Consider the following 15,967-nt stretch of genomic DNA (forward strand, 5'->3'; position numbering starts at 1 on the left):
ATGCGGTAGAGCAGCCAGGCGCGAGCCGCACAGCCGTACAGAACGGGGTCACTGCCGATATATCCGTGGTCAATGACCTGGCCCGACTTGAACGGCTTGACCAAGCCGCAGCCGTCGAGCTGGTGCAGCGCGCCGAAGAAGATCCCGACCTCAATTTGCGCAACGAGGTTCGCACCCAGCTTCGCACCACGAAGGCACTGAGGATCAAACCCGGTGGCAAAGCCAAGACCGCGAAGCCTGCCGCCAACACGGACGAAGACACAGAACTCGACGTGCTGAAAGAACAGAACGCCGTCCTGGCCGAGCAGGTAAAGACTCTGGAGGCCGAAAAGGAATATCTCACCCAAGAGCTGGAAAAAGCCCGACAACAAATCGCTGAACAGTGGAAGCCAACAGAATGACTGGCCGCACCATTGACCAGGATCTACGGATACCGCTCGAAGACTTCGAGCGGATCCGCAGCAAGTCCAAGATGCACAGCCGTAGCCTCGACGTAGCCTTTGAAATACTTGTCGAAGGCAAAAAGCTGGTCGCCGTGGCCACCGCTCACGGGCTGACCAAACAGCGAGCGATGGCCATCCGCGACAAGATCTATTCAGCCTATTTGCTCCAAGCACCCGAAGGCTGGGCCTATGCGCAGATCTGCGCACCAGAGCAGATGATCGATCGTTTCGTAAAAGAGGCGGACGAAGAACGGTTGAAGTATTGGCAAAACAAATCCATGACGAAGAAGGATCACGAAGCATGACCGACAAACAGACCCTCGAAGCATTCGCCAAGCTGCTGGAGCCACTGGCGAAGTCCCTCAACGGCATTGACCGTTCCCTCTCGCTGTTGGCCGATCTCGAACTCGCTAAAGAGTTTCAACCCGACCCAGCGAAACGCCAGAGTCACTACGCCGAGATCAACGCCGCAGTAGCTGCAGATGCTGCAGCTTTTGAAGCCCTCGAAAAGGCCCGGGTAGAACGTGAAGCCATTGACCCACGCGGGCATGAGCAGTTGGTGAAAGAGAAAGGCGCGGAAGAAGCTGCCAGAATCCTTGCCCCAGTGAAAGCAGCCTTGGACGCTCGCGGGGAATCGCTGAAACATGAACAAAAAGTTCGCGACTCATTCCCCGCTCTGGATCGTATTCACCGGCGCCGCAACTCATAGCCCTCGCCTCCCTTTGGAGATCAGCCACATGGAACTGAGTGAGCAACATCCTTTGATTGGTAGAGCAGTGACGTTTCAGACCGATCTCACCTCATTCGGCACAGGCCAGATCATTGCCCTAGACCTGGCCACCGAACGAGTCAGCGTGATCGATGCCGAGGGGCAGCGCTGGAACGGCAACATGGATCAAATCGAGATTGAAGGAACAGCTGATCTAACGGAGGGAAAAACATGAGTCAGCTTATCGAGGCATTACGCACAACCGCCACTCAATGGCGTGCAGCCAACCAAGATCACCATGGCGGCGTAGTGCTGATCTGGAAAGATGCCGTGTATGGATGGAAAAACTGCTTGCGGGACGCAAGTCACGAACGCCCCGGCGCTTATGCCGTAGACGAGGCTGGCCATGTCTTCATCTCTGAAGGTGGTGACGATTACAACGGTGCCAAGTGCTGGGTTGCGATCAATCCCACTACCTGAACCCAGTGTGTATTTTTAGGGCATACCCGTGCTGAAACAGCCTTGAGTACATCACTCAGAGCTTTACTTCGATTACTGGTACGCCTAATTTGATACGTCAATAAGTGAACACTCAAACTGATACAACGAGGTGAAGTCCACCATGTTCATCCGTTCATACCTCCGCGCCTCGACCGTCGAGCAAGATGCAAACCGGGCCAATGCAGCGTTGGAGCAATTCGCCGCTGAACACGGACACCTTGTTGCCAGTACATACACCGAGAACGTCAGTGGTACAGAAGCTGACAGGCCTGAATTGCTGCGCCTGCTCAAAGATGCTCGGAAGGGGGATGTTCTTCTTGTCGAAAGCATCGACCGACTATCTCGGATGGAGGATCCTGACTGGCGGACACTCAAGGCCGCTATTGATTCAAAGGGTTTGCGAATCGTTGCCCTCGATCTGCCAACCAGCCACCTAGCAATGAGAACAAGCCAAAACGACGAGTTCACCAGCCGCATGCTGGCAGCGATCAACAACATGATGGTCGAAATGATGGCGGCTATCGCTCGCAAGGACTATCAACAGCGTCGAGAGAGGCAAGCACAGGGAATCGCAAAAGCCAAACAGGGAGGCGTATACAAGGGCCGTCCTACAGACCAGGACTTACACAAGCGTGTACGGGAACTGCTCGCTGCGAACTTTGGCATTCGTGCTGCAGCCCGGCACGCGAAATGCTCGCCAACCACTGTGCTCAAAATCCGTGACCAGTTGAGCCGGTCGGAAGTGACTGACTAGCGAAGGCGTAGCCGTAGTCTGTCAGGCGCTTACGAGTGGCCGCTGCCGCAGGCGGCTTTGCCTGATTAACAACAAACGCAGAAGGTGACAGGTAGAGATCATAAGAAGCAGGAGTTGCGAACCCTTGATTTACGGGGCTTCCAGGGCAGTAGGTAGCTCAACATATGAGCGAACCTTCGGTCATGGTTGGTGAACCAACCTCGCTCATAGTTCGTGACCTAACCTAGCTCACCTGATGAGCTACCCAATCTATGAGCTACCCCTGGCTCATCCTTGCTCGATAGCAAACAGCCATGAGCTACCCCTAGCTCATACAGTGAGCTAGGGGTAGCTCATGGCTGAGCGCTATCTGACAAGCCTGTGAGATAGCGAACAAATTTGATCTACCCATAGAGCACAGTGTGAGCTACCCTTGGCTCATTCTTGCACGCTATCGAGCAAGTTTGAGAGATAGCGACCACAACTTGGATGATCTGACAGGAGGGTCAATGTCTGAGGAAATCCGCAACCTACACCAGCCCGCTCCACGCGGGACATGGGTGCAGACAGAGCGTGCTGGGCACGAAGCCTGGGCACAGCTCATAGCGCACGCTCCGCGTGCTGCTCAGCTGCTACACATCCTAGTTGCAAACATGGACAAAAGCGGTGCTCTGATCGCCAGCCAGGCTACATTGGCCAAGCTGATGGAAACCTCGACCGCTACCACCAAGCGGGCCTTGTCGGTGCTGATCGATCAGGCGTGGATTCAAACCATCAGGCTCGGTAGTGATCGAGGCGGTGCACTGGCGTACGTGGTCAATAGCCGAATCGCTTGGGCCGATAGCCGCGAGAACATCCGGTTTGCGCGTTTCAATGCGCGAGTGCTGGTGTCGTCGGAAGATCAAAGCGACCTTGGCACCGGAAAGCTGCTGAAAGCGCCTGTCATGGAACCAGGTGATATGCAGTTACCAGCCGGTGATGGCATGAACCCACCAGTTCAAGAAACATTGGAAGGCATGCTGCCTGATTTACCGTCGATCACGGACAAGGCCTAAAAACGACGAAACCCGCAGCACGGCAATGCTTGCGGGTTTCTAGGTTTCTGCGAAGGAGCAAAAGACCGTTCCGACATGCTACCCCAGCGCCCGGTTTTTTCCCACCACTCGTACCATTGCGAACAGTCGGGCTCTTTATGCTGAGTATGTCGTGCTACTGAAAAATCGACTCGCACGACAGGCCATTCTTCTCGAGAATCTCCCGAAGACGCTTTAGGCCTTCAACCTGAATCTGTCTGACCCGTTCCCGGGTCAGGCCAATTTCCAGGCCTACATCTTCAAGCGTGCTGCTTTCGTGCCCGCGCAGGCCGAAGCGGCGGATGACCACCTCGCGCTGCTTGTCGGTCAGTTCCGAGAGCCATTGATCGATGCTCTGGGACAGGTCGTCATCCTGCAACAGTTCGCATGGATCGGTCGGGCGATCATCGGTGAGTGTGTCCAGCAGCGTTTTATCCGAGTCCGGGCCCAGCGAGACGTCGACCGAAGAAACCCGTTCGTTAAGGCCGAGCATGCGCTTGACCTCTCCCACCGGTTTTTCCAGCAGGTTGGCGATTTCTTCGGGTGAGGGTTCATGGTCGAGTTTTTGCGTCAGCTCCCGCGCGGCCCGCAGGTACACATTCAGCTCCTTGACCACATGGATCGGCAGCCGGATGGTCCGGGTCTGATTCATGATTGCGCGCTCGATGGTCTGACGTATCCACCAGGTCGCGTAGGTCGAAAAGCGGAAGCCACGTTCAGGGTCGAACTTCTCTACCGCCCGGATCAGCCCGAGGTTGCCCTCTTCGATCAAGTCCAGCAGCGACAGGCCACGATTGACGTAGCGTCGGGCGATTTTCACCACCAGCCGCAAGTTACTTTCAATCATGCGTTTGCGCCCGGCCGGATCGCCACTTTGCGACAAGCGCGCAAAATGAACTTCCTCTTCGGGGGACAACAGGGGGGAAAAACCGATTTCATTGAGGTACAGCTGCGTGGCATCAAGTGCACGCGTGTAGTCAATGTACTTGTGTTGTTTCAACGATGCGGAGTGTTTGGATTTGGCACGAACGGAAGGTGGAGCCGCCCCTTCATCATTCGACATCGAATCCGTCCCGATGCCGGTCTCCATCAGGAGAACCTCATCGTCGATGTCAAACTCCGGCACTTCTTTACTGAGAGCCATTTTTATTGTCCTTTGGTGAGTTCGACCCCAAGCTCAGCGCCGCCCTATCCATGGCAACGCTAGAGCCCGTCCCCTCTACGTGACGGAACAGGCTGAATAGCGATCAACGACGCGGCAGGAATTGCAGCGGATCTACAGGTTTACCCTGGCGGTAAATCTCAAAGTGCAGTTTCACCCGGTTTGTACCCGTGGATCCATTTCGGCAATTGTCTGTCCGACCTTGACCTGCTGCCCCTCCTGAACCAACAGCCTGCGGGTTATGTCCGTAGGCACTGACGTAGGTATCGCTGTGTTTGATGATGACTAATTCGCCGTAGCCCTAAGCCACTCCCGGCGTACCCCACCTAACGCAGTCAAAGCAGGCTGTCTCAATTCACCGGCGATATCAATTCCTTTATTCCCTCACTGTGTGATTTTTACGGTCTGAATCAGTCTGCCCTGCTCTGCTTTGCCAAAATCTTGTGAGAGGACGACAGATGTGAATCCGCCTACTCGGTCCGGGTGGACACGAGCCCCCCGGGGCGTTGTCGACCCTTTCCCGATGACTATCCCACGCTTCAGGGGCAGATAGATCACGGACATTGCAAGCAGGTCTGTGGTGACAAGCGAAGGTCGCGGATTCCTCCTGACTTACGCAAGGCGAGTTGGACAGACGCTCACCATGGAAACAGACATCGGTATTTAAATCATGCGGGCGGCGGATACAATGCTCCTTTTTTGCGTCAGCAAGGCCAATGCAAAATGCCATTTATAGATTGGGTTAATAAAAACCAAGCCAAAGAAATCCCGCTTGAGGTGCCCTATCACCTACTGCAGCGTGAAAAAACCTACGGCGATACTCAGGCCGCCAGCGAGAATTTCATCATCCAAGGTGACAATCTCTTAGCCCTAAAATCGCTGATTCCATTTTACGCCGGTCAGGTGAAGTGCATCTTCATCGACCCACCATACAACACCAAAAGCGCTTTCGAGCACTACGACGACAACCTAGAGCACAGTCAGTGGTTATCGATGATGTACCCCCGCCTTGTACTCCTACGCGAGCTGCTCGCCGAAGACGGTAGCATCTGGGTAACCATTGACGACAACGAAGCGCATTACCTCAAGGTTCTCATGGACGAAGTATTCGGTAGGAAAAACTTCGTTGCGACTTTCGCTTGGGAAAAAGATAAGGGTCGCCGGAACGATACAGATATTTCCAGCGCTCACGACCATGTCATTTTATTTGCACGCCAGCGGGACGTGTGGAGCAAAACCAGAAATCTGCTCGACAGAACGCCGGAGCAGAACGCCAGGTATAAAAACCCAGACAAAGATCCAAGAGGTCCATGGTTACAGGGAGACAATGGAACTGCCAAAAGCGGGAGTGCCGCGCAGAGATATCCAATAACCCTGCCATCCGGGCGCGTAGTGACGCCTCCCTCAGGCAATTACTGGCGATTCTCACAGGAAAATTTGAAGCAAGCTCTCGCTGAAAGCCGCGTCTACTTTGGGAAGGATGGAGACCGCCTGCCGATTATCAAGCGTTATTTGACCGATGTTCAGGATGGGGTTGTCCCTCGAACTTGGTGGCCTGCCGAAGATGCGGGGTCCAACCAGTCTGCAAAGCGTGACCATCTGCGTAAACTTCTTCCTGAAATAGAGCCATTCTCTACACCTAAACCAGAAGAACTAATTCACTTAATATTCCGGATCGCTACTAATCCAGGCGACCTAATATTAGATTCATTTCTGGGATCTGGCACTTCTGCCGCAGTTGCTCACAAGACAGGTCGACGCTACATCGGCATCGAAATGGGAGAGCATGCCCGAACACACTGCGTGCCACGCCTCGAAAAAGTCATCGAAGGTGAATCAGGTGGCATCAGTCACGCTGCCAACTGGAGCGGTGGTGGTGGCTTTTCTTTATATACTCTCGGTGAAGCTGCCTTCGATGAGCAAGGCCAGCTCACCAGTTCTGTGCGTTTTGCCACTTTGGCGGCATACATCTGGCATCTTGAAATAGGAACCCCCGGCCAGCAGGATTTCAATTCCCCATTCATGGGCGAACAGAACGGAACCAGCTACTTCCTCCTCTACAACGGCATCCTCGGTGACCGGCGCCCTGCAAGCGGTAATGTCCTAACAAGTGCAGTCGTTGCCATGTTGAGAGAGCTACAACCCAACCCAGGCCCCATGGTGGTGTATGGAGAAACTACCCGCCTAGGCTCAGCCCGCATGAATGCCGAAGACATCACCTTCAAGCAAATCCCCTACGACGTGAAAATGCGCTAAGAGCCGACCATGTTCAAACTGAAAAAGTACCAAAATGACGCCTTGGACGCTCTGGGCGATTTTTTTGATAGAGCTCGCAAGGTTTCTATCCAAGATGCCTACAAGGATGTACTGCAACGACAACAGCGCACTGAAGCTTACCAAGAGATTTTTTCGGACATTCCTAGTGTCTGCTTACGCGTTCCAACAGGTGGCGGTAAAACCCTACTGGCCGCTCACGCCGTAGCACTGGCCGGCAAGTCAGTTTTGGATAGCGATGCCCCTGTTGCACTGTGGCTCACCCCTTCGGATACCATCCGAACTCAGACGCTTGAAGCTCTCTCCAATGCCCGCCATCCATACCGGCAAGCCCTGGCCCACTATTTCGGTGACCGCATCCGCATTTGCGATCTCGAAAGCCTACAGACAGTCGGCCCACACGACATAGGTAAAGCTTGCATCGTCGTAGTGGCTACCATACAGGCGCTCAACGTCAGTGATACCAGCACTCGAAACGTCTACTCATTTTTTGAAGAGCTGGGTGAACACTTCCGTGACCTACCTGCCTCACTGACATCCAACCTGGAAAAGGTGACTGAGGGCGATCTGCAAAGCCAGAAGTTCCTGACCTCCAAGGATATTGGCAGAGTTAAGTGGTCCGTTGCCAACTGGCTACACTTGCACCGCCCACTGGTCATTGTGGATGAAGCCCACAACAATCGCACCGACCGTTTCTTCAAAACGCTAGGCCGGTTGCACCCGAGCTGTGTAATAGAAATGACTGCAACCCCAGTTCCAGGCAACAACGTGCTCTATCATGTGTCCGCCCAAGAGCTACGTGCTGAGCAGATGATTAAGTTACCAATTGTTCTGGCCGAGCATCCAGAAGGATGGCGAGAGTGTCTACGGGACTCAATCCTGACGCGTGACAGTCTTGAACTCATCGCTCTAAAGGAAGACGACTACGTCCGCCCAATCGTGCTTATCCAAGCAATGCCCAAAGGTGGTGAGGCAACAGTCGACGTTGTGAAGCAGCATCTCATCGAGCAGGAAAATATCTCTCCCGAACAAATTGCAATTGCTACGGGAACCCAAAAAGAACTAAATGGAGTCGACCTGTTCGACCCGGACTGCAAGGTTCGATACATCATTACTATCGAGGCTTTGAAAGAAGGCTGGGACTGCTCCTTCGCCTATGTACTCTCCAGCCTGCAATCGGTGAGTTCCTCCAAAGATGTAGAGCAACTGCTGGGACGTGTACTCCGCATGCCATATGCAACGGATCGCAGCCAAGCTCCCCTCAACAAAGCCTACGCCCACATTGTGGCAACAAACTTTGCAGAGGCCGCCAGCAATCTACGGGATCGCTTAGTTCAGAACATGGGTTTTGAGCGTTTGGATACCGCTGGCATTATTGTGCCTCAGCAATCCCTTCCCTTGGCTGGCGGATCAGGTGGTACAGCGCAGAGTATCGGCCAGAACACAACTCCCTCAATACCGGATTGTCATGTCGAGTTGCCAGCAGTACCTGAAACTCATAATTGGCCGGAAGACTTGAAAGCCCAGGTTGAAATTCGCCCTACTTCGCAAGGCGCAACAGTGGTACTCAAAGGCAACGTGGACAACGAGGTGCTGAAACAGGCAGAAACGTTCATCACCGCGTCCCTCCCCCCAAAAGCCAAAGAGAAGGTAGCCCAGCAATTTTCTGATCACCGGGCCGTTCGAAATGCCCTACGAGCCCCAGCACAGTTAGGCATCTTGTTCTCACCAATCCCCCAGCTGTGTCTAAAGCTGGATGGTTACCTTGAAATTGTGGAAAAGGACACACTTGCGGAGCTAGGAGACTGGAACCTGCTGGACTACCCCGTGCAGCTTGCTGGCTTTAGCATCCACGAAACAGTGAATTCCTTCGAGATTGATGTGCAGGGGGAGAAGGTCAAGTTTCGGCATATTGACGCCCAGCAACTAAAGCTGAACGAGGTTGCGAGCCATATCAGCCCGCAAGACCTAGTGCGCTGGCTGGACATACAGGTGCGCAAACCCTTCCTGCCTCAGCCACAGGTACTGGCCTACCTGACAAAGATGCTTTCCTACCTCATGAGTGATATCGGCCTTAGCCTGACCGCACTGGTTCGTGCCAGATTCCAGCTGGCCGACGCCATCAAGGGGGAAATAGAGCGTCTGCGTAAGCAGGCTATGGAGAAAGGATTCCAAGGACGACTCTTTGAGATGTCCGTACCGACGCTGGAAGAAGTGGCGCAGTACAGCTTCTCGTTCGACGCTGGAAGGTATCCAGCCCGGAACATGTATCAAGGGAGCTACGAATTTAGCAAACACTTCTACCCCGTTATTCATGACCTACGGGAAAAAACTCCTGCTGGCAACACCGCAGAGGAGTTCAGATGTGCAATGGCAATTGATGCTCATCCCAAGGTGAAGCACTGGGTTCGCAACATTGAGCGCCAGGAAAGCTGCTCATTCTGGTTGCCGACCGCATCTGACTACTTCTACCCAGACTTTGTAGCAGAGTTGGAAGATGGTCGCATCCTAGTTGTGGAGTATAAGGGGGAGCCCTACAAGACGAACGACGACTCCAAAGAGAAACAACAGGTTGGGCATCAGTGGGAAAAGTCTAGCAACAGCCTCTGTCTCTTTTTGTTTGCCGTTGAACGAGATGACCTGGGGCGGGATGTCTTCAAGCAGCTGGCAGACAAATTGCTATAGATAACTCAAATGGTATCAACTCGGCTGTCTACCCCAGCGGAAGATAGCCGTAGTTTCTATTGATTGGAGTACCCGAGCTCTCCGGTATGGATTTCAATCTCGGGCGCGTACTTTTCTGACGTGGAAACCAGGGCCGATTTTTTCAACAGAATCGGCTGTTTCGGCTTGTCGTCACCGATGGCAGTCGATCTCAAACGGTCTCTGACCACGCTCAGGAAGCCAAGGCCGATTCACCAAATACAAAACAATGCGCAACCTTTACTATTCGCGCACGCCGTCTACCTTGCGCTTGGAGTTGCAATGTCCGTCCCTACTTACGACCAGTTCATTGAGCCGATACTGCGCTACTTAGCAGCTTCACCCGTAGGCGCGGCAGCTCGTGACGCCCATGAAGCAGCTGCCGAAGCGCTAAACCTGTCGGAAACACAACGGCAGGAGCTGATTGCGAGCGGCCAGGCCATATACAAGAACCGTGCAGGCTGGGCCCATGACCGCCTCAAGCGCGCGGGCCTATCTACGAGCGCAAAGCGAGGCTATTGGAAACTAACCGATGCAGGCATCACCTATGCTGCACAGCATCCTTACCCCCTCACTGAAAATAAGGTGGAACAGCTTGCCATCGGCTTTATGGATGTAAAGCTCAAGGGTCCAACCGACGCCATCCCGCTCGACGGACAAGAGCAGATTGCTCCGATAGCAAGCTCAGCCACTGTCAGCCCAGATGATCGGCTGGAGCAGGCGTTGCGTGAGCTACGCCAAGCAACTGCAGCCGATCTACTGGACAACCTTCTGCAAGTCAGCCCTAATCGCTTCGAGGTCATAGTGCTGGACGTACTGCATAGCCTTGGCTACGGCGCTAGCCGCAATGACTTGCAGCGCGTAGGTGGTAGCGGAGATGGCGGAATCGATGGGGTGATCTCGCTTGACAAGCTCGGACTGGAAAAGGTCTACGTCCAAGCCAAGCGCTGGCAAGGCACGGTTGGCCGCCCTGAGTTGCAAGCCTTCTACGGCGCACTTGCCGGGCAAAAGGCCAAGCGCGGTGTATTTATTACCACCTCTGGCTTCACTGCCCAAGGTATCGACTTTGCTCGTTCAGTGGAGGGTATGGTGCTGGTTGATGGCAATCGGCTTGTTAACCTGATGATGGATCACGAAGTTGGAGTAACGTCGCGACTGCTCAAGTTGCCGAAACTGGATAGCGACTACTTCGACGAAGAATGAGGCTATTAAGCTTGGGAGCAGGGCACTGCAAGGCATCCTAACTTTGTGGGATTTTTTACTCTTATTTGCCTTTGTGCTGTGTCGCCTCGGTTGCGACGAGCGCGTTCAACACCCCAAGCTAGGGCCCGAGTCATCGACTCACCAGGCCGGGAATCACAGATTTCTTCGAAAAGGCTCATGCCGCCAGATGCATACACTCCGATAAACATTTGAGTGCTGCCCGCTTTTGATAGCAATCCTGCCTCGTCGATTTCCCGATTGGACCGCAGCTCACTGCTGATACAGCACGTTCAGCAAGTCTTCGTACAGCTGGTTATAGCCGGCCTCGTCAATCAGTCCAGCAAAGCGCAGGGCACCGACATAGCCCATGGCATTACCATAGATCACGTATTTCTCCAGGCCCTGATACAGGTGCAGCGTCTTCTTGATCAATTCAATCGCGCCATTCAGTCGATCATGTAACAGTTCGGTCGGCACTGGATCCAGACTCATGTATTCCTCCTTGCCCGGTACCTACGGGTAGTCTCCTTGTCTGCGCATTTTAGTGTAGGCGCCGACTCCAGCCGTCAGCGCTCACGGTGCGGTAGTCTATTTTTCCCTTCACGGCACAGGCAACACCTCCTCCTCGATGAACCACTTACTCTTTCTGATGCTCTCCAGCGCAGCCTCTGGGTTTTCCGACCAGAGCACTAGCGCCAAGCTTTCGCGCGCCCGGCTGCAGGTGACGTACAAGAGCCGCAAGCTTCGGTCAATGGTTGTCTCCTTCTTCGCATCGACGTTGCTCACGTCATTTTTGCTGAGATCCTTCGCACCAAACAACTTGTCGTAAGATATTTGGAAGCCACCTGCTTCACTGTCATCCATCACCACCATCACGTGAGGAAACTCGGAACCCTTTACGACCTGATGCGTGGCGAGGTCTGTCTTTCCAGCTAAGTAGTTTCGGTAGCGCGCTAGCTCCTCCCAAGGGGCAGCAAATAGAGCACACCAGCCGCGTCGCACTCGAGCCTCCGACGGTTCCTTTGTGCGCGGAGGAGGCGCAGCAGGCGCGGGCGAATTGTCACTGAACGCTGCTACTAAACGAGTATCTACTTCGAAGAGTCGCGCTCCCAACACTGACTCCAAAATCTCCCTCACCGTGGCACTGGGATTGGAGATGACCGTCGCAAAGCCCGCTATAGCTTGGAGCATTTCCATCATGCGCAATTGTCTAGTCGCACCATCCTCGGGCAAAGAATTCAGGCTGCCATTCCGTCTCAGAACCTCCGTAGCCGCAAACTCGTTGATGCATCCGTCAGCTTCGACGCAAGCAGCTAGTTCCATCAATTCCTCTAACAACAGCCGCGCTACGGTTGGGCCTTTATTCTCACCGCTTCCCTGTGGCGCCGCAGCGTTAGGGTCTAGGAGATCCATGGCTCGGTAAGCTTGAAGAAACCCCCCGCGAGTGGCGACAAGCTTGTGCTCAAGCGCAAGGATTTGATGTCCCCGCGTTCTCCAGACGGTAGATGAAGTGGCGTCAGCCATGAGCTCGGCGCACAGTTCTTCCTTCTTTACTTTCTCATCAGAGCTGAGCTTCGCATCCCCCACAAACACTCGTACAACTCCGCCAGTTTTTTCCGTACGTGGATGCTGTTTGACACCAGTGGGTTGCTGCGTACGACCCTCATGCTCCGCCTCCCAAATCTTGTTTATCAGCGCAACGATTCGCTGTTGGCTGCGATGGTTCATCTGCAGCTCGGGACGCCCCCACCCTTCTGGCACCAGTCCAGGCAGGTCCAAATGGCCATCCGTGTAGATTCGTTGCCGATGGTCACCCAACAGGCCCAAAGTGAGTCCGTTACCCTGTGGAGTGGCAACCTCCATCAACGCATCTAGGACACCCTTCATTGTGTCCTGCGACTCGTCGATGAGGACTATCGGATGACGGTCTCTTAATATGGTTCGGAGAGTTGGCCTGTTCGCCAGCAGCCAAGACGTGGCATCCAGAACGTGTCTATGTTGAATTGCCCCAGAACCATACCTGTTCCGGTCCGGGTGGTAGATGAACTTCTCAGTAGTACGAAACTCTTCGATGTCCTGCTCAATCTCTGCGAAGTTGGTTTCATCAGTGGCGCTGATACCTCTTGCCTTCTGGGAGGCTTCGAGTCTATCCCGTTCCAATTGCTTCGTCTTGACTGCGATAAGGGCCTCTCTAATGTCGTCGTCAAACCCACCAATCAACTCCCAGCAGAAGGAGTGAATGGTCGAGACATTAACAAGGTCGTTATTACCCAGGCGTCCGTTGATTACGGAGACAGCATTCTTGGTAAACGTGATCACTCGAATAGAACGACCAAGCAGCCGAAGGTTTCTCGCGAGTTCACCTCCAGAGTCATGGGGAACCACACCCGTGAGCCGACGTAGAACCTCAACTAACGTTCTAGTCTTCCCGGATCCCGCGCCTGCAAACAGAAAGAAGCTGCGACCTGGCTTTTCCGTAAGATAGCCACAGATTTCCTCGACGACACCAGCATCGCGCTCATTACCATTGCGAATCAACCCGACGCTCACAGGTAAACCTCCGATTCAAGATTGAGCTGCTCTTGGAGCCATTCAAGTGCGTCAGCGATATATTGCGGGCAAGTAATGATCTCACCCGAAGCAATTTTCTCGAAAATCGTTGCAGAAAAGTCTCCTTTGCTGAACTTTCCATGCATCAGCGTGTGGAGCTTTTTCGCCAAATCGGCATTGGATTCGGCGCCGGTCACTGTCGTCACGACCTTGCCAAGTGCTCCAGTAGGCTTCTTTATCTTCACCCCGTCTGGGCTGAACTTCTCCTTACCCAACTCCTTGAACCATGAAATGTTTGAAAGGATCAGGGAGTCTTCGAAGGAACTCGGCCAACAGTTATCAGCCTCTTTCACAGGTAACTGCCATGTGAATCTGACCTTGCAGTCAGCCACCTCACTCCAGACTAAATGGGACTCTTTGGGTTCCTTGAAATCATCGAGCTCAGTGCACTTAGGGTGCCATGTCCTAAGCGTCGCGTTCCCACACTTCAGTCCTGCTTGCCCTTCATTGGCGACAGCAGTAAGAGTGATTTTGCCGTTAGCATCTGAAGACTCTTCCACGGGGTCAATATCAGTAATGATCACCGTTGGAATTCTCAGACGCTCCACCAGCGGGCGAAGCCGATGAGCGTGGCTACCGCCGATATCAAGGAGCGACACGTACCGACTGCTCAGCGCTCCGAACTGTCGTTCGATGAATAGAGGAACCAGCATACGCTCCGCCGTCCCCTCAACGAAAACTGCCGCATCTGCGAACAGAAGATCCGTGTGCTGCACACGGAAGTATCTCTCGGCGAAGATCCGCGTATCGTCATCGTCACCAAAAACGTCACCCATATTCACAATTTCCGTGCTGGGCATCGCCACAGTTTTTGACTTGGCAACGCGCCGCAGGTATCGCAGGTGAGCAAAGCTTTGCGCATGCGCCAGGTGACTAGAGTGCGTACTGATGAGTAATTGACTCTTCAACGAGCCAGGTTCTGTTGCCGTCGGACTGATTAGTTTGTGCGCCTTATCCGAAAAGATGCGCTGGACCTGGACATGTAGGTGCGCCTCGGGCTCTTCAATCATCACAATATGGACTGGCGCAGGCGAGCCCTTTGTAGGATTCAGCCGCGCCGCCTTAAACGACACCAACTGATAACTCAAGGACTGAAGGTTTTGATAACCAAGGCCGATTGAGTATTCCGGCAGCAGATCATCCACAGAGTCCTTGCTCATGCGGTACTGAACTGCCGTACCGTGGTCGAGGAGATCCGCGGTTTGAATGCGCGTGCGGAAGTGAATTTCGTGCGGGTCATGGAGACCGGGATATCCCAGAATCTTGACGTCCTCAACCGACGGAGCTAGAGCATCTCGAATCTTCTGGTCGAGGTCGGCCTGAGCGTTCGCGACCGCTTCGACTAGATCAGCACGATGCCCATGACCAGTGGCAGCGATGTTCAGATGCTGTCGCGCAAACTTCAACAACTGATTGGAGAAGAGGCCCACACGATGCGGACCGGATCCGGAACGCGTGTCCGCCTCTTCAGTGCCTAACCCACGCTGCGCCGGTACGAAGTCCACTCGAACAAGCCGGGAAAGGTGGGTTCGGTCAACAGGTGTCGCGTTGGATGCCAAAACCTGAGCCTTGTACACCTTACCCTTCTCGATGGGGTTGTTCTCCGCGTCCAGCTTGTAAACCTGAACGCGACCAAGGTCACCGGGGTACCGGAGCCAGAAGTCCAGAAGATCGATGGGCCAGGCGTGCGAGGCTTTGTCCAAATCCTTCACAGGAGCTCGGGCCTCACGATAGCGCCACGCAAGTCGCTGCAGTTCGTCAACAGACGAGGCCGGCTCCAACCGAAGGCGAACGCCGACCGCACCACCTGTCCAGTTGAATTTCGAAAGGAAGGGTGCGACGAAGTGATACATCCCTTCCTCGGCATTGAGCCAGAGGTCCAACGTTGGCATTGAAGATCGTAGCGTCACGAGCTGAGCGTCCCAGTCGTCGACGGACGAATCAGCTGTTGCAGGATCCTCGGCCAAGCCTTCCCAGAGTTTCCCTAGGGCTCTCAGAGCAGGCCACTGCGATAGGCTGATATCGAATGCCCCAAACGTCGGCGCATCAGAGAGGAACTGGCGAAGCGCGGTTAGGATTGATGTCTTCCCACTGTTGTTGGCTCCAACAAGAATCGTGGTTTTTTCGTCGACGTCGAGCTTGACTCTGGTGAGACGTCGAAACTGACAGAGTTCGACGTGGCTGAGGGTAATGCTTCCAGAAGTTACTGAGGTAGACGCTTTGTCGGTCATATCTATCCATAGACGTCAGGTTGAAGCAACCAACGAAATTGTGTGGTTGCAGATACATGCGAGGGCGCGATTGCGCCGTGCCGCCTGGCCTGACCAACCCCAGTCTCTCGACGAGCCCTCCCTTGAGATTTATAACGGAATTTCAACGCGAAACCCAATCCGCACTCACTAGGTGGCTCATCATCATCGTTCGGTAGCGGACGCCCCAATGGCCTATCCGCCGCCGTGCCTTGCCTGCAACGGGCTTTCGCGGCATATCCTCGGTCGCAGGCTCCCTCCGGTATTCCACGACCCATTGCACGCGGCCCAGCTCTGGATAGTCCGG

At 54.1% G+C, this 15,967-nt stretch carries 14 protein-coding genes and 2 pseudogenes; 10 read left to right on the forward strand and 6 right to left on the reverse strand.

Translation table 11 applies throughout. From position 1 onward, the window contains the following. From D8U73_RS29010 to D8U73_RS29040, 7 genes are all read left to right on the forward strand, one after another. Positions 1–401, forward strand: a 401-nt coding sequence (locus D8U73_RS29010) for a hypothetical protein (protein WP_206663032.1), incomplete at its 5' end; no start/stop codon positions are given. After that, complete coding sequence (locus D8U73_RS29015; protein ID WP_130906392.1) at positions 398–748, forward strand: TrfB-related DNA-binding protein; 351 nt, start codon at positions 398–400, stop codon at positions 746–748. The genes D8U73_RS29010 and D8U73_RS29015, both read left to right, overlap by 4 nt. Next, positions 745–1,152: a hypothetical protein gene (locus D8U73_RS29020; RefSeq protein ID WP_130906393.1), complete on the forward strand. Its 408-nt coding sequence runs from the start codon at positions 745–747 to the stop codon at positions 1,150–1,152. Before D8U73_RS29015 ends, D8U73_RS29020 begins: the two co-directional genes overlap by 4 nt. Before the next feature lie 28 nt (positions 1,153–1,180). Next, the gene (locus D8U73_RS29025) at positions 1,181–1,387 is read left to right on the forward strand and encodes a hypothetical protein (protein ID WP_130906394.1); all 207 of its coding nucleotides are present in this window, start codon (positions 1,181–1,183) and stop codon (positions 1,385–1,387) included. Then, on the forward strand, positions 1,384–1,632 hold the full coding sequence (locus D8U73_RS29030; protein WP_130906395.1) for an antirestriction protein ArdR: 249 nt from the start codon (positions 1,384–1,386) through the stop codon (positions 1,630–1,632). The genes D8U73_RS29025 and D8U73_RS29030 overlap by 4 nt, the downstream gene beginning before the upstream one ends. 142 nt (positions 1,633–1,774) lie before the next feature. Then, positions 1,775–2,407 (forward strand): recombinase family protein, encoded by a 633-nt coding sequence (locus D8U73_RS29035; protein ID WP_130906396.1) that lies wholly within the window; start codon positions 1,775–1,777, stop codon positions 2,405–2,407. A 488-nt stretch (positions 2,408–2,895) separates the two neighbouring features. Next, positions 2,896–3,441 (forward strand): hypothetical protein, encoded by a 546-nt coding sequence (locus D8U73_RS29040; RefSeq protein WP_029380360.1) that lies wholly within the window; start codon positions 2,896–2,898, stop codon positions 3,439–3,441. A 154-nt stretch (positions 3,442–3,595) separates the two neighbouring features. On the opposite strand, the gene rpoS is transcribed toward D8U73_RS29040, so the two are convergent. Then, complete coding sequence (gene rpoS, locus D8U73_RS29045) at positions 3,596–4,603, reverse strand: RNA polymerase sigma factor RpoS (protein WP_130906397.1); 1,008 nt, start codon at positions 4,601–4,603, stop codon at positions 3,596–3,598. 103 nt (positions 4,604–4,706) lie between these two features. Continuing rightward, positions 4,707–5,002: pseudogene (locus tag D8U73_RS29050) on the reverse strand (peptidoglycan DD-metalloendopeptidase family protein); the annotation flags it as partial. 342 nt (positions 5,003–5,344) lie between these two features. Here D8U73_RS29050 and D8U73_RS29055 point away from each other — a divergent pair. The 3 genes from D8U73_RS29055 to D8U73_RS29065 all read left to right on the forward strand — a co-directional run bounded on the left by D8U73_RS29055 (position 5,345) and on the right by D8U73_RS29065 (position 10,801). Continuing rightward, complete coding sequence (locus D8U73_RS29055) at positions 5,345–6,877, forward strand: site-specific DNA-methyltransferase (RefSeq protein WP_130906398.1); 1,533 nt, start codon at positions 5,345–5,347, stop codon at positions 6,875–6,877. Between the two features lie 9 nt (positions 6,878–6,886). Continuing rightward, positions 6,887–9,580 carry a DEAD/DEAH box helicase family protein gene (locus D8U73_RS29060; protein WP_130906399.1) on the forward strand — a complete coding sequence of 898 codons (2,694 nt, stop codon included), beginning with the start codon at positions 6,887–6,889 and terminating at the stop codon, positions 9,578–9,580. A 300-nt stretch (positions 9,581–9,880) separates the two neighbouring features. Beyond that, entirely contained in the window at positions 9,881–10,801 is a 921-nt protein-coding gene (locus D8U73_RS29065; protein WP_130906400.1) for a restriction endonuclease, read from the forward strand. 5 nt (positions 10,802–10,806) lie between these two features. Here the strand turns inward: D8U73_RS29065 and D8U73_RS29640 are convergent. From D8U73_RS29640 to D8U73_RS29085, 4 genes and pseudogenes are all read right to left on the reverse strand, one after another. After that, positions 10,807–11,034 (reverse strand): annotated as a pseudogene (locus D8U73_RS29640) (hypothetical protein); the annotation flags it as partial. A 37-nt stretch (positions 11,035–11,071) separates the two neighbouring features. Next, positions 11,072–11,293 (reverse strand): hypothetical protein, encoded by a 222-nt coding sequence (locus D8U73_RS29075; protein ID WP_130906402.1) that lies wholly within the window; start codon positions 11,291–11,293, stop codon positions 11,072–11,074. Between the two features lie 108 nt (positions 11,294–11,401). Next, a complete protein-coding gene (locus D8U73_RS29080) occupies positions 11,402–13,351 on the reverse strand; it encodes a UvrD-helicase domain-containing protein (protein WP_130906403.1) in 1,950 nt (649 codons plus the stop codon). Then, positions 13,348–15,642, reverse strand: coding sequence for an AAA family ATPase (locus D8U73_RS29085; protein ID WP_130906404.1), 2,295 nt, complete (start codon positions 15,640–15,642; stop codon positions 13,348–13,350). Before D8U73_RS29085 ends, D8U73_RS29080 begins: the two co-directional genes overlap by 4 nt. Positions 15,643–15,967 lie beyond the last annotated feature (325 nt).

Origin of the sequence: Pseudomonas sp. Sample_22 (assembly GCF_004307635.1) — a bacterium.
Taxonomy (GTDB): domain Bacteria; phylum Pseudomonadota; class Gammaproteobacteria; order Pseudomonadales; family Pseudomonadaceae; genus Aquipseudomonas.

What these genes read in the sequence shown, in the direction of transcription:
- D8U73_RS29015 (WP_130906392.1), top strand. Translation starts at nt 398, where the DNA reads ATGACTGGCCGCACCATTGACCAGGATCTACGGATACCGCTCGAAGAC.
- D8U73_RS29020 (WP_130906393.1), top strand. Translation starts at nt 745, where the DNA reads ATGACCGACAAACAGACCCTCGAAGCATTCGCCAAGCTGCTGGAGCCA.
- D8U73_RS29025 (WP_130906394.1), top strand. Translation starts at nt 1,181, where the DNA reads ATGGAACTGAGTGAGCAACATCCTTTGATTGGTAGAGCAGTGACGTTT.
- D8U73_RS29030 (WP_130906395.1), top strand. Translation starts at nt 1,384, where the DNA reads ATGAGTCAGCTTATCGAGGCATTACGCACAACCGCCACTCAATGGCGT.
- D8U73_RS29035 (WP_130906396.1), top strand. Translation starts at nt 1,775, where the DNA reads ATGTTCATCCGTTCATACCTCCGCGCCTCGACCGTCGAGCAAGATGCA.
- D8U73_RS29040 (WP_029380360.1), top strand. Translation starts at nt 2,896, where the DNA reads ATGTCTGAGGAAATCCGCAACCTACACCAGCCCGCTCCACGCGGGACA.
- rpoS (WP_130906397.1), bottom strand. Translation starts at nt 4,603, where the DNA reads ATGGCTCTCAGTAAAGAAGTGCCGGAGTTTGACATCGACGATGAGGTT.
- D8U73_RS29055 (WP_130906398.1), top strand. Translation starts at nt 5,345, where the DNA reads ATGCCATTTATAGATTGGGTTAATAAAAACCAAGCCAAAGAAATCCCG.
- D8U73_RS29060 (WP_130906399.1), top strand. Translation starts at nt 6,887, where the DNA reads ATGTTCAAACTGAAAAAGTACCAAAATGACGCCTTGGACGCTCTGGGC.
- D8U73_RS29065 (WP_130906400.1), top strand. Translation starts at nt 9,881, where the DNA reads ATGTCCGTCCCTACTTACGACCAGTTCATTGAGCCGATACTGCGCTAC.
- D8U73_RS29075 (WP_130906402.1), bottom strand. Translation starts at nt 11,293, where the DNA reads ATGAGTCTGGATCCAGTGCCGACCGAACTGTTACATGATCGACTGAAT.
- D8U73_RS29085 (WP_130906404.1), bottom strand. Translation starts at nt 15,642, where the DNA reads ATGACCGACAAAGCGTCTACCTCAGTAACTTCTGGAAGCATTACCCTC.